This is a genomic window from bacterium (assembly GCA_035529855.1).
Lineage (GTDB): Bacteria > RBG-13-66-14 > B26-G2 > WVWN01 > WVWN01 > WVWN01.
On sequence record DATKVX010000068.1, the window covers coordinates 21017 to 33260 of the forward strand.

General features: G+C 62.1%; 14 protein-coding genes. 8 read left to right on the forward strand and 6 right to left on the reverse strand.

Annotation, left to right across the window (positions count from 1 at the left end; all coding sequences use genetic code 11):
* Positions 1 to 2 precede the first annotated feature (2 nt).
* From murG to ftsZ, 6 genes are read left to right on the forward strand one after another with little or no spacing between them, the layout of a single operon-like run.
* Positions 3 to 1109 carry an undecaprenyldiphospho-muramoylpentapeptide beta-N-acetylglucosaminyltransferase gene (murG, locus tag VMX79_07435; protein HUV86931.1) on the forward strand — a complete coding sequence of 369 codons (1107 nt, stop codon included), beginning with the start codon at positions 3 to 5 and terminating at the stop codon, positions 1107 to 1109.
* Positions 1106 to 2488 (forward strand): UDP-N-acetylmuramate--L-alanine ligase, encoded by a 1383-nt coding sequence (gene murC / locus VMX79_07440; GenBank protein ID HUV86932.1) that lies wholly within the window; start codon positions 1106 to 1108, stop codon positions 2486 to 2488. The genes murG and murC overlap by 4 nt, the downstream gene beginning before the upstream one ends.
* On the forward strand, positions 2463 to 3395 hold the full coding sequence (gene murB, locus VMX79_07445) for a UDP-N-acetylmuramate dehydrogenase (GenBank protein ID HUV86933.1): 933 nt from the start codon (positions 2463 to 2465) through the stop codon (positions 3393 to 3395). The genes murC and murB overlap by 26 nt, the downstream gene beginning before the upstream one ends.
* Complete coding sequence (locus tag VMX79_07450) at positions 3388 to 4242, forward strand: FtsQ-type POTRA domain-containing protein (protein ID HUV86934.1); 855 nt, start codon at positions 3388 to 3390, stop codon at positions 4240 to 4242. Before murB ends, VMX79_07450 begins: the two co-directional genes overlap by 8 nt.
* Positions 4226 to 5464: a cell division protein FtsA gene (gene ftsA / locus VMX79_07455; GenBank protein ID HUV86935.1), complete on the forward strand. Its 1239-nt coding sequence runs from the start codon at positions 4226 to 4228 to the stop codon at positions 5462 to 5464. The genes VMX79_07450 and ftsA overlap by 17 nt, the downstream gene beginning before the upstream one ends.
* A 13-nt stretch (positions 5465 to 5477) precedes the next feature.
* A complete protein-coding gene (gene ftsZ, locus VMX79_07460; GenBank protein ID HUV86936.1) occupies positions 5478 to 6620 on the forward strand; it encodes a cell division protein FtsZ in 1143 nt (380 codons plus the stop codon).
* Between the two features lie 59 nt (positions 6621 to 6679).
* Here ftsZ and VMX79_07465 read toward each other — a convergent pair whose 3' ends face one another.
* From VMX79_07465 to infC, 6 genes are read right to left on the reverse strand one after another with little or no spacing between them, the layout of a single operon-like run.
* Positions 6680 to 7489: a hypothetical protein gene (locus VMX79_07465; protein ID HUV86937.1), complete on the reverse strand. Its 810-nt coding sequence runs from the start codon at positions 7487 to 7489 to the stop codon at positions 6680 to 6682.
* A 40-nt stretch (positions 7490 to 7529) separates the two neighbouring features.
* A complete protein-coding gene (locus VMX79_07470) occupies positions 7530 to 8255 on the reverse strand; it encodes a HAMP domain-containing sensor histidine kinase (protein ID HUV86938.1) in 726 nt (241 codons plus the stop codon).
* 21 nt (positions 8256 to 8276) lie between these two features.
* Positions 8277 to 9311 carry a 4-hydroxythreonine-4-phosphate dehydrogenase PdxA gene (gene pdxA, locus VMX79_07475; GenBank protein HUV86939.1) on the reverse strand — a complete coding sequence of 345 codons (1035 nt, stop codon included), beginning with the start codon at positions 9309 to 9311 and terminating at the stop codon, positions 8277 to 8279.
* A 47-nt stretch (positions 9312 to 9358) separates the two neighbouring features.
* Entirely contained in the window at positions 9359 to 9721 is a 363-nt protein-coding gene (gene rplT, locus VMX79_07480) for a 50S ribosomal protein L20 (GenBank protein ID HUV86940.1), read from the reverse strand.
* Positions 9722 to 9742: 21 nt separating this feature from the next.
* Positions 9743 to 9952 carry a 50S ribosomal protein L35 gene (gene rpmI / locus VMX79_07485; protein ID HUV86941.1) on the reverse strand — a complete coding sequence of 70 codons (210 nt, stop codon included), beginning with the start codon at positions 9950 to 9952 and terminating at the stop codon, positions 9743 to 9745.
* A 28-nt stretch (positions 9953 to 9980) separates the two neighbouring features.
* Positions 9981 to 10517 (reverse strand): translation initiation factor IF-3, encoded by a 537-nt coding sequence (gene infC / locus VMX79_07490; protein HUV86942.1) that lies wholly within the window; start codon positions 10515 to 10517, stop codon positions 9981 to 9983.
* 642 nt (positions 10518 to 11159) lie between these two features.
* On the opposite strand from infC, the gene amrA reads away from it, so the two are divergent.
* Together amrA and VMX79_07500 are read left to right on the forward strand one after the other, a co-directional pair.
* Positions 11160 to 11873, forward strand: a complete 714-nt coding sequence (gene amrA, locus VMX79_07495) for an AmmeMemoRadiSam system protein A (protein HUV86943.1) — start codon at positions 11160 to 11162, stop codon at positions 11871 to 11873.
* A 34-nt stretch (positions 11874 to 11907) separates the two neighbouring features.
* On the forward strand, positions 11908 to 12244 hold a 337-nt coding region (locus tag VMX79_07500), incomplete at its 3' end, for a hypothetical protein (protein ID HUV86944.1).

Sequence of the window (12244 nt, forward strand, 5' to 3'; positions counted from 1 at the left end):
CGATGACGTCGAGCCAAGAGACAATTAAGGTAGTTATAGCGGGCGGCGGAACCGGCGGCCACCTCTTCCCGGGGCTGGCCGCGGCGGAAGCGATAACCGCGGCGGTAACTCGGGCCGAAATCACTTTCGTCGGTACCGGGCGGCCGGTGGAGGAGCGGGCGCTGGCCGCGAAGCCGTACGGGTACCGCGTTTTGCGGGCGCCGCGCCTCGAGCGCAGCCTCCACCCGCGGAACATCCTGATGCCCTTCCGGTTCGCTTGGGCCTTGGCGCGGGCGGCGCGGCTGTTGGGTAAACTCAAACCCGCGCTCGTGATAGGGACCGGCGGGTACGGCAGCGCGCCGGTGGTCGTCGCGGCGCGGCTTCGGCGGACGCCGACGGTGATACTGGAGCAGAACATCATACCGGGGTTGACGAACAGGTTGTTGTCGCGGGTCGCGGCCTTGGCGTGCGTGGCGTTCGAGCCGTCTCGCGATTGGCTCGCCGCGGGCGTAAAGGCCGTCGTGACGGGCAACGCGATACGCGCCGTCCGCGACGCCGACGACGTCGAGGGGGCGCGCGCCAGGCTCGGCCTCGAGGCGAAGAGGTTCACCGTTTTCGTGTTCGGCGGCAGCCAGGGCGCGCAGCGTCTCGTGGACGCGACGGCGGCCGCGTTGGACGAACTCGTAGACGCGGATATACAGCTCGTAGTTCAGACGGGCGACGACGCGGCGCTCGAGGTGCCCGCGGCCTGGCGAGGGCGCCTCGTCGTGCGGCCCTTTTTCGACGAGATATACGACTGCTACCGGGCCGCGGATTTGGTGGTGTGCCGCGCCGGCGGCGGCGTGGCGGAGGTCCTGGCCTTCGGGAGGCCGATGGTCCTGGTGCCCTATCCCTATGCCGCCCACGGCCACCAACAACGCAACGCCGCGTACGTAGAGCAAGAGGGTGCGGCCGTCGTCGTCGAAGACGAGGATTTGGACGGCGCCAAACTGGCGGCGCTTATCTTGGAACTCCGGAACGACGACGCCCGCCGGGCGGCGATGGCGCGCGCCAGCCGCGAACTGGGGCGGCCCGACGCGGCGCAGCGAGTCGCGCGCGAGGCGTTGGCCCTTGTAGGTGTCAAGACGTGACGGACTTCGGGCCTATAAAGAAGATCCACTTCGTCGGCGTAGGCGGCGCCGGGATGTGCGGCCTGGCCGAGATATTGCGGAACCTCGGTTTCGACGTATCCGGCTCGGATATTAAGTCGAGTGCCGTCACGGCCCGCCTTCGCGAGTTGGGCGTAAAGGTCTACGAGGGGCACGCCGCGGAGAACCTGGGCGACGCCGAGGTGGTCGTCGTCTCCACGGCGATACCGCCCGACAACGCCGAGGTGGCGGAGGCCCGGCGGCGCCGCGTCCCCGTCATCCCGCGGGCCGAAATGTTGGCGGAGTTGATGAGGTTAAAGAAAGGGGTCGCGGTGTGCGGCACCCACGGCAAGACGACGACGACGTCGATATTGGCGACGCTTTTGGCCGAGGGGGGGCTCGAGCCCACCTTCGTCGTCGGCGGCCGTTTGAACAGCGCGGGGACGCACGCCAAGCTGGGCGAGGGGGATTACTTCGTCGCCGAGGCGGACGAGAGCGACGGCTCCTTCCTAAAACTCTCGCCCATATACGCCATATGCACCAACGTCGACGAGGACCACATGGATTATTACGGGACCTTCGAGCGGCTGCAGGAGGCCTTCGTAGAGTTTTTGAACAAGGTACCTTTTTACGGCCTGAACTTGGTATGCGCCGACGACCCGGGCATCGCCGCCATCGTCGAGCGCGTCTCGAAGCCGACGTTGACGTACGGCACGGCCCCCGGGTGCGACGTCGTAGTCTCGGATATTACGGGCGAAGGGTTAAAAACGTCGTTCGAGCTGACGTTCAAGGGCGAACGGCTCGGCCGGTTGACGATAAACCTTCCCGGCGAACACAGCGCCTTGAACGCCGCGGCGGCCGCGGCCCTCGCCGTCGTGGCGGGCGTCAGCTTCGATACCGTCCAAAGGGCGTTGGAAGAATTCGAAGGAGTCGAAATGCGATTCCAGCGGTTGGGCCAGGTGCAGGGTTCGGTAACGGTGATGCACGACTACGCGCACCATCCGCGCGAAATCGAGACGATGTTGGCCGCGCTCCGCCAGGCTTACCCGAGAAGGCGGCTGGTAGCGGTCTTCCAGCCTCACCGTTACACGCGGACGCGTGACCAGATGAAGAGATTCCCCGGCGCGCTGGCGGCGGCCGACGTCATCATCGTTACCGGGATTTACGGCGCGGGGGAGGCCGCGATCGCGGGCGTCTCGGAGGAAGGCATCGTCGCGGGCCTGGTTCATCTTGGCCACGCCGACGTTTATCACATACCGGATAAGGCCGACGTCCCGGCGCGCGTGGCCGCGGTGATGCGGCCGGGCGACGTAATCGTACACGTCGGCGCCGGAGACGTGTGGAAGGTTGCGGAAGATGTATTGCGTTTTCTTACCAATTGACGGCGGTTCGTCGAGCCGGTGGCAGGACCGCATAGAGGGCTCGGTCGCGGAGGGCGTCGCGCTCGCGCGGCATACGACGTACCGGGTGGGCGGGCCGGCGAAATATTTCGTGGTGCCGGCCACGGCCGACGACGTGCGTGAGGTGTTCGCCTCGAGCGAGGACACGTTCGTACTGGGCGCCGGGAGCAACGTGCTCGTCGCGGACGCGGGTTTTGACGGCGTAGTTCTCAAAGTATGCAATACCATGGCGCACATATCGGCGCACGATGGCGAGGTCGTCGTGGGCGCCGGACGGTTGTTGCCGTCGCTCGTGAATAGTTGCGTGGAAATGGGGTTGTCGGGGATGGAGTGGGCGGTGGGCGTTCCCGGCACGGTGGGGGGAGCGGTTTGCACCAACGCCGGCGCGTTCGGCTCCGCGACGTGGGATTACGTCGATTACGTCGAGGTGATGACGGCCGAGGGTTCGCGCCGACGGCTGGCGGAGGCCGACGTCGAGCACGGGTACCGCTTCGCCGACTTGGCCGTCGCGAAGCCGTTCGCCGTAACCGAGGTGGCGTTTCGTCTTACGAGTTCGGACGCGGGGCGCGTGCGCGCGCTGACGGAGGAATACAGAACGCGGCGCGGCGCGACTCAGCCCGTGGGCGCGGCGTCGGCGGGGTCCGTTTTTAAGAACCCGCCCCAGGGCCCTTCGGCCGGGGAGTTGATAGATAAGGCGGGCCTGAAGGGGCTAACGCGGGGCGAGGCCGTCGTCTCGCCCAAGCACGCTAACTTTATCGTTAACGAGGGTGGCGCGACCGCCGCCGACATATACGGCCTTATCGAGGAAGTCCGCGAGAAAGTACGGGCTGAATTCGGCTTAACGTTGGAGCTCGAGATCCGGCTCGTGGGAGATTTTGACCGTGGTTAACGTACCGGACGGAACGCGTACGTCGAGGGTTAGGCGAGCGCGCCGGCGGCGGAGCCGGCCGTCCGCGGCCACGGCGGGTAGGCGGCTGGGGGCGTTCGCGGCGGTCTCGGCGGCGGCTTTCCTGGCGGCGTTTCTGGTTTACGCTTCCGTAACGTCGGCGCCGTGGCGGCTGGGTAGGTATACGGTTCGCGGCGCGTCGTATTTGACGGCCGCCGAGGTCTTGGCGGCGGCGGATTTAAAAGCCGGCGACAACCTTTTCTGGGTGGACTTGGAGAAGGCGGAAGAGCGGCTTTGTCGACACCCCCGCATCCGGCGCGCGGAAATAAGGCGGCGGATGCCGGCGGAAGTATGGGTAGAGGTCGACGAACGGCCGGCGGCCGCGGCGATAATCATTAACGGCGCGTTGCACAAAATTTCGGCCGACGGCGTAGTGCTCGAGCCGGCGGCGGCGGCGTACGAAGACGTTCCGATTCTCGTCGGTACGCGCTTCCGCGCGTCGGGCGGCGTCGCCGGAAAAAAGGTGAGCGGCGGCGACGTAGCGGATGCGCTGGCGACGGTGGAAGCGCTGGCCGGCGTTGACCCGGCTTGGGCCGCCGCGGTGGAATATGTCGACGTCGAAGCGCGGGTCGTCGTTTTGGCCCGGGGCCGGTATAAGTTGAAGTACGGCCCGGATTTCGACGAGTCCGCGGCCCGGCGTCTGCGGCGCGTGTTCGAAGCTACGCGGGCGAACGGCGGCGGCGTAGTAACGTACGATACCCGTTTCGGCACGGACGTTATCGTGACGGGCGGATTTAGCGGCGTCGGCGGCGCCGCGGGAGGTGGTTCGGCGGATGACCGAGCGGTTTAACATAGTGGCCGGCCTGGACGTCGGCACGACCAAGGTTTGCTGCGTAATAGCCAAGCGGGACGGCGGCCCGGCGGTAGAAATCCTGGGTACGGGGCTCGCGCCTTCGCTGGGCAGCAAGCGCGGTATGGTCGTGAACATCGAGAGTACGGTCCAGTCGGTAGTGGAGGCGGTTCGCGAGGCGGAGCAGATGGCCGGTGTCGAAGTCGGCGAAGTGAACGTGGGCATCGCCGGCGGCCACATCAAGAGCATGAACAGCAAAGGGATCGTCGCCATCTCGAGCGCCGACCGCGAGATTTCGAATAAAGACATCGAGAGGTGCATCGAGCAGGCGAAGGCTATCGCGCTGCCGGTGGACCGGGAAGTCCTCCACGTCCTTCCCCGGGAATTCGCGGTGGACGACCAGCGCGCCATCCGAGACCCGCGCGGGATGGTCGCGACGCGGCTCGAGGCGGACGTCCACATCATAACCGGCGCTATAACTTCGGCGCAGAATCTGGTGCGAAGCGTAAGCCGGGCGGACCTGAAGGTCAACAGATTGGTTTTGGAACCTTTAGCGTCGGCGCGCGCCGTCCTTACTCCCGACGAGATGGAGCTCGGCGTGGCCCTGGTCGACATGGGCGGCGGCACTACCGACATCGCCATCTTCCACGAGGGCTCGGTTCGCCACACGTCGGTGCTGGCGGTGGGCGGCGACCAGGTTACCCGTGACCTGGCCGTCGGATTGCGCACTCCTCGCTTAGCCGCGGAGCAAATTAAGCAAAAGTACGCGTTAGCGATGGCGTCGCTCGTGGACGAGGACGGCGTCGTCGAGGTGGCCGACGTGGGCGGCCGACGCGCGCGGATGATAGACCGCAGCTACATCGCCGAGATCGTCCAAGCCCGGTTGGAGGAGATAATCACGTTGGTGAAGCGAGAAATCGACCAATCGGGGTTCGCGGACCACCTAGCCGCGGGCGTCGTGCTCACCGGCGGTTGCGCCAATATGGAAGGCATAGCCGAGCTCGGCGAGCAGATATTCAACATGCCTACCCGCATCGGCGTTCCGCTCGGCGTAACCGGCTTATCCGATTCGGTAGCCGACCCCATCTTCGCAACAGGCGTCGGCCTGGTCCTTTACGATTTGCCGGAAGGAGGCCGGTTCCACGACGGCGCGGAAAGCGACGCCGTTATATTCTATAAGGTCTTTTCCCAAATGAAGTCATGGATGGAAAACATCTTTTAACGGAGGTAATAAAATGCTCGAGTTCACGCCGGAATACGAACATTTCGCCACCATAAAGGTGATGGGCATAGGCGGCGGTGGCGGAAACGCCGTTAACCGGATGATCGACGCCAAGATCCGGGGCGTGGAGTTTATCGTCGCCAATACCGACGCCCAGGTACTGCGCCAAACGAAAGCCCTTCAAAAGATCCAGATCGGTTCCCGGCTTACCAACGGCCTGGGGGCCGGCGGAAAACCGGACGTAGGCCGCCTCGCCGCCGAAGAGGACCGCGACGCCCTGGTCCGAGCCCTCGACGGTTCCGACATGGTCTTCATAACGGCCGGGATGGGCGGCGGTACGGGTACCGGCGCGGGCCCGCTAATCGCGGAGATCGCGGGCGAGATCGGCGCGCTGACGGTAGCGGTCGTGACCAGGCCTTTCCATTTCGAGGGGCCGCGTCGTCTCAAGATAGCCGAAACCGGCCTGGCGGAGTTGGCGGACCGGGTGGATACGCTAATCGTCGTCCCCAACGAGAAACTCCTGAAGATCGTGGCACGCGAGACTACTATTACGGAGTCCTTCCGGTTGGCCGACGACGTCCTGGTGCAGGCCGTGCGCGGGATATCGGACCTCATTACGGTCCCGGGCCTTATAAACGTCGACTTCGCGGACGTCCGCGCCGTAATGTCGGAAGCCGGCGGGAGCGCCATAATGGGCACCGGCGTCGGCGTAGGCGAGGACCGCGCCGTGGCGGCGGCGCAGAACGTAATATCCAGCCCCTTGCTCGACGGCATGAACATCAAAGGGGCGCGCGGGATTCTCATCAACGTAACCGGCGGCATCGACATGTCGCTCCACGAGATCAACGAGGCGGTGAGCATCGTCAACGAAGTCGCCGACGACGACGCGAACATCATCGTCGGCGCGGTGGTGGAAGAGGGCTTGGAGGAATTCCGCGTAACGGTCATAGCGACGGGTTTCGAGGGGCCGCCAGTGCAAGAAGTCGGCGTCTTCGGCGATGCCCAAGTCCCGGCGTCTATGGTCCACGCCGCGCCGCTTCCGCCCGTACCCCCCGACGGCGTAGAAATGGATTTCGACGACGCCCTCTTAAATTCCGAATTCGACATCCCGGCCTTCATCCGACAACGCTCGCGCAACGACGATATGAAAAACTAGCGCAGCGCGCAAAAAAGCCCCGGCTCGAGCCGGGGCTTTTTCATCGGCAAAACGGCCGCCTAGCGAGTGTGCGCCTTGTTACGCAGGATGGTCTTGTACTCGATTCCCGCGGCGTCGATGGCCTCGCCCCACGAGCCGAAGCGCCTGAAGGCTGCGGAGAAGAGGCTGGGGTCGTGGCGTTGCATATACCCGCTGGCCAATTTTCCACCGGAGCGATATCTTTTTTGGATTTCGTCGATTATTCGGTCGGGCGTCCACTTCCGGTTTTTAAAACTCTTTTTGATGAGCTCTTCCGGCAAACCCGCGGCCCGCAGCGCGTTTTGCCAATTCCCGAACCGGCGATACGCCGCGGAGTAAAGGAGTAAGTTCTCTTTGGTCATGTTGCCGTAGGACAGGCGGTCCGGCGGTAGCTCGCGTATCATATTTATAATTTTTTCCCTGGTCCAGGACGTATACCGGGTGCCCGCCGCTTTATTTACCTCGTCGTAGTCGTAGCCGGCGGCCTCCAACGCCTTGCGCCACGAACCGAATTCCCGGCGCGCCGCCGAATGGAGGGCGACGTTATTTTTGTAGACGTACCAAAGTTTGTCGAACGGGACCTTGTTGACCTCTTCCAGGACCCGCGCGCGGTTCCATTTCGTAATTTTCTTCACCGCCTCACTCCGGCTTTCTTTTTTGATCGAATCGTAGTCGATGCCGCCAGCTTTTACGGCGTCGCCCCAGCTTCTGTAGTACCGCAACGCGGCGCTGTAGAGGGCGGAGTGTTCGCGGGAGACGTTTTTGACCGTAAGCCGCACGCCTTTGTCTGCAAGTTGTTTTATTTCAGCGGCTATCTTTTCGCGGTTCCACCGGCTTTTCTTGGGGGACATAAGCTATCGAGATCCTCCTCGCGTTGTAACGTCGGTTGTTTTAAGGTAGTTTTTTAGGGATCGTTAATTTAAATTCGGCGCCGGTTGACGCTTCGCCCAACTCGAGTCGGCCGCCCAGAGATTCGGCGATGGCGCGCGCCGTAGGTAAGCCCAGGCCGGAACCTTCCGCTTTGGTCGAATAAAACGGCTCGAAGGCCTGGGCGGGTTCGGCTAAGCCGGGGCCGTCGTCACGCACGGTAACGACGATGGCTTCGCCGGAATCTTCGGCGGTTAGCTCGACGCGGTCGGCGCCCGCTTCGAAAGAATTTAGAATAACGTTTAATAGCGCTTGTTTCAAAAGGTTCGCATCCGTCTTGACGACGATGTCGGCGATAGGCTTGAATTCTAATACTACGCCGGTGGTGGCCGCTACCGGCGCGATGAACGTTTCCAGCTCGGCCAGCGCCCGGGCGAGTTCGACCTCTTGCGCTTTGGGTATTTTGGGGCGGGCGAAGCGGAGGAAAGCGGTTAAGAGCTCGTCGAGCCGCCGGATCTCCTTTATGGCGGCGGCTAGTTTATCGGCGCCCGGGCCGTCGCCGATTTCCCGCGAGAGTAAGCCGAGGTTGACCGATAACGCGTTGAGCGGGTTGCGGATTTCGTGGGCGAGCGAGTTTACCAACGTAAAGTAATAGTCGTGTTGGACGTCAGCGGCGTCGTCGCCGCTACCGGACGCCGCGGTTTCGGGGTCGTTGTTCAGGACGAGTCCGTCTTGTGCCGTTCGACGCACGATGCATTTACCCGGGAATTATTAGAGCGAGGTACGTTTTTTCGGTAGTTGCGGGCGTTCGGCGCGTACGAGCTTAGCGGCTAAATTTACGGCGTTCCTCAGGCTATCGATTTTGGCGATGCCTCGCCCCGCGATATCCAAACCGACGCCGTGGCCCACCGACGTCCTGACGAAGGGCAGCCCCAGCGTGACGTTTACGGTCTTGTAAGGTAATAATATTTTAAGCGGTACCAGGCCCTGGTCGTGGTACATGGCGACTACGCCGTCGTACTTGTTGCCGACGTGCTTATGGAACGCCGCCTCGGCGCTTAGCGGCCCGTCCAGGTCGATGCCCCGGACGCGGCAGGCTTCGACCGCGGGTTCGATTTCGTGGAGCTCTTCGGTGCCGAGGAGGCCGTTTTCGCCGGCGTGAGGGTTTAAGCCCGTGACGGCGATGCGCGGCTTTTTTACGCCCACCTTACGGAGGAATTCGTCGAATAAGAAAACGGTTCGAATCACGCGCGCCAGCTTTATTTTGGAGTGGACCTTTCGTAGAGGGTAATGTGACGTTACGAGGGCGACCCTTAGCGAATCGCCGAGGAAGCACATGGCGTATTTCGAAGTGTTCGTCCGATTGGCGAAGTATTCCGTGTGGCCGGTGAAGTAGTAACCGGCGTCGTTGATCGCCTTTTTCGATATGGGTGCGGTCACGACGGCGTCGACCTGGTGGAGCATTACAAGGTCGGTCGCTTTTTCGACGAAGGCCATCGCCGCGCGCCCGGTTTTGGCGGTCGGCCTTCCGGGCTCGACGTCTTTCAGGTTCACGGTTTTTAGCGACGCGAAGTTAGGTACGTCCGGCGCGAATTTCTCGCGGCTGGGCCTCGACGTCGCGTTGAGTTTACGGATATCGAATTTAAATTTCGCCGCCGCGTCGCGCAGCAGGCGCTGGTCCCCTACGACCACTAGCGTGAAGTCGCTTTTCTTGAGGCCGGCTAGATACTTCGCGACTATTTCGGGACCTACGCCAGCGGGTTCCCCCATAGTCAAAGCGATTACCGGCCGTTCGTTAGGTGGCATGGGCTTATCTTTCGGCGCGAGCACGAGGCGAAGACTCGCCGCCGCCTTTAAGATTCGCGTAGCGCGTTATGCGCGACTTCGACCAGCGAGCGGAAGGCATCGGGCGACCGGACGGCCGTGTCGGCCAACATTTTCCTGTTAACGTCGACGCCGGCCTTCTTGAGGCCGTGCATAAAAGTGTTGTAAGGAAGGTTGAAAGGCCGCACAGCGGCATTGATACGGGTTATCCATAAACGTCTCAAGATGCGACGTCGCCGCCGCCGGTCGGCGTACGCGTGCTGCCGGGCTTTGAAAGCCGCGTTGCGCGCTACGCGGTAGAGGTTTTTACGCGCGCCGCGGAAGCCTTTGGCCCGTAGTAGTAACTTTTTGCGCCGACGACGCCGATGGGGCGCGTTGGTTGCTCTAACCATCGGGACCTTCTTTTTGTCAGGTTAACTTTTGCGCCGCGCGTAGGGGAGTAACTTCTTAACTCCTTTGCGGTCAACGCGGGCGACGGTGACTTTCCGGCGGAACCGCCGTCGCCGCCGCGGCGTTTTACCGGTCATAAGGTGGCCGCCGCACGAACGGTACCGTACAAATTTCCCGCGAGCGGTGCGCTGGAAGCGTTTGGCGGCGCCCCGGTTGGTTTTCATTTTAGGCATTTAAGAACCTCTCGAAACCGGCCCGTTCTTAATCGCTACGGGGGGGCGGTATTTTTTTGGCGGGCGCGAGCAGCGTCATCATGTGCCTACCGTCGAGCGTAGGCGGGTTTTCGACCACGGCGTAGCCGTCCAGCGCGGATATGATACGGGTCAATAATTCGCGGCCGCGCTCGGCGTGTGATACTTCTCGGCCCCTGAAAACAACCGTCACTTTAACCCGGTTTTTTTGCTCGAGGAATTTTTTAATGTGGCTTAACTTGAAATTAATATCGTGAGTTTCTATTTTAGAACTGATTTTTATTTCTTTGACGAGGCCGCCGGTTTGCCCTTTACGGGCGTCGCGTTGCCGCTTTCGCTGCTCATAAAGGTATTTACCGAAATCCATTATCCGGCAAACGGGAGGTTTGGCGTGCGCCGCCACTTCGACTAAGTCGAGGTCTTTCTCTTCGGCTTGGGCCAACGCTTCGCGGGTGGGGATTACGCCGACCTGCCTTCCCTCATCATCTATAAGGCGAACCTCCGGGACTCGTATCCTCCGGTTCACCCGGGCCCGCTTTTCTACGATATCGAGTTACCTCCTAGGTGATTGTTTCGGCCGTGTTTGAAGTTATGCCTTATACCATACTTTCGCCCATTTGTAAAGTTAATTTTAGCTGACTAAAATAAACATTTTCCCTCGGCACTCGCGCGGGAAACCGCCCGTAATACGTCCGCGGCGTCGCGGGTGAGAAACGGCACCTCCCGTACTCGTTTGCCCGCGCCCCGGAGGTTTTACCGTGCGGTTAGACCGGTTGTTAGCACCGAACGGGTATACGTCGTGAAGCGGGAGGTCCCGGCCCAACGCGTGGCCGCCTATCCCGCGGGACATACGCCGGCCGGGGCGACGCGAACGTACGTTTAGGTTCCCGGCCTTTCGTTCGCAACTTCGCGCCGTTCTTGCGGTTATGTATTAGATATGGTAGATTAACGGCGATGGTACGGCGTTTCTTATTCCGGAAGATAGGACGTACGTACCGGCGCGCTGTGAGGCTGCGACGTTGCGTCGCCGCGAGCGCCGTCGTGGATGCGTTACCGCATAATACAAAGTCGGTTGCCGCTGGACGGTTTTCCGTTCGTTACCCGTCGTACGGCTACCCCCGGCGTAACGGCAGGTCCCGGCGTCGGAACTTCCACGCGTCCGCGGGTCGGGTTGGGGGTATAGCGAAGTATGTTGAACTCTGAAAAAGATTATTTCGGCCGAATAGCTATTTGGCTTTGCCTCGCCGCGTTGTTTATGGTTGGGGCGGCCTGCAAACGAAAGGAGCCGGTGGAAGTGAGCCCGCCGGAGAGCGCTGAGGTCCCGCGCGAAGAGGGAACGTCGGCAACGACGCCGGCCGAGAAAGAACTTTTGAGAATCGCCCGCGAGACGCTGCGTACCGCGGTGGAGGAGGGGCGGACGTACGAACCGCCGCGACCCGACTCGGCCGAGCTGCTCGAGGAACGCGGCGTCTTCGTGACGTTGAAGAAACGCGGCATGCTGCGCGGTTGCATCGGCTACGTCCTGCCGACGGTGCCGCTCTACCTCGCGGTCCGGGACATGGCCATAAACTCGGCGCTGCGCGACCCGCGTTTCCCGCCCGTAACCGCGGCTGAGCTCCCGGGACTATATATCGAGATATCGATTATGACGTTCCTCCAACCCGTCGAAGACCCGAAAGAGATCGTCGTGGGCGAGGACGGCCTGGTCATCGAGGCGGGGGGACGGAGCGGCCTGTTGTTGCCGCAGGTGGCGCCGGAGCAGGGGTGGAACCGCGAACGGTTCCTGGAGGGCGTGTGCATGAAGGCCGGCCTGCCGCCCGACGCGTACACGTGGGAGGATGCCAAGCTGTCGAAATTCCAGGCCCATATCTTCGGCGGCCCGTACCTCGAGCCGGCGGCGTAAGGGGTCGAATTCAATTTAAAGGAGGGGCTTAAGTATGGGGCGTAATATACTGATATTAATAGTTTTAGCGCTGGTCGCGGCGCCAGGCGTTGCGGGGACGGTAAAGTATTTCAAACTCAACGAATATAAGGAAATAACGGAAGACGAAGCGAGACGGAGCAAGTACCGCCTCGAGATCTATGACGACGACGGCAACGAGATTTCCGAGGGTTATTTCAACGCCGCCGGCGAAGCGATTACGGAAACCGGCGTTCACCTGGTGGAGTACGCGTACGACGGCCGGGGAAATAGAACAGCCGAAGTGCGTTGGGGCCTTGGCGGCGAGGCGGCGGCGTGGGATTCGGTTCATAAGAGGGAATGGAAGTACGACG

What these genes read in the sequence shown, in the direction of transcription:
- ftsZ (HUV86936.1), top strand. Translation starts at nt 5,478, where the DNA reads ATGCTCGAGTTCACGCCGGAATACGAACATTTCGCCACCATAAAGGTG.
- pdxA (HUV86939.1), bottom strand. Translation starts at nt 9,311, where the DNA reads ATGCCACCTAACGAACGGCCGGTAATCGCTTTGACTATGGGGGAACCC.
- VMX79_07465 (HUV86937.1), bottom strand. Translation starts at nt 7,489, where the DNA reads ATGTCCCCCAAGAAAAGCCGGTGGAACCGCGAAAAGATAGCCGCTGAA.
- murB (HUV86933.1), top strand. Translation starts at nt 2,463, where the DNA reads ATGTATTGCGTTTTCTTACCAATTGACGGCGGTTCGTCGAGCCGGTGG.
- murG (HUV86931.1), top strand. Translation starts at nt 3, where the DNA reads ATGACGTCGAGCCAAGAGACAATTAAGGTAGTTATAGCGGGCGGCGGA.
- amrA (HUV86943.1), top strand. Translation starts at nt 11,160, where the DNA reads ATGTTGAACTCTGAAAAAGATTATTTCGGCCGAATAGCTATTTGGCTT.
- rpmI (HUV86941.1), bottom strand. Translation starts at nt 9,952, where the DNA reads ATGCCTAAAATGAAAACCAACCGGGGCGCCGCCAAACGCTTCCAGCGC.
- rplT (HUV86940.1), bottom strand. Translation starts at nt 9,721, where the DNA reads ATGGTTAGAGCAACCAACGCGCCCCATCGGCGTCGTCGGCGCAAAAAG.
- ftsA (HUV86935.1), top strand. Translation starts at nt 4,226, where the DNA reads ATGACCGAGCGGTTTAACATAGTGGCCGGCCTGGACGTCGGCACGACC.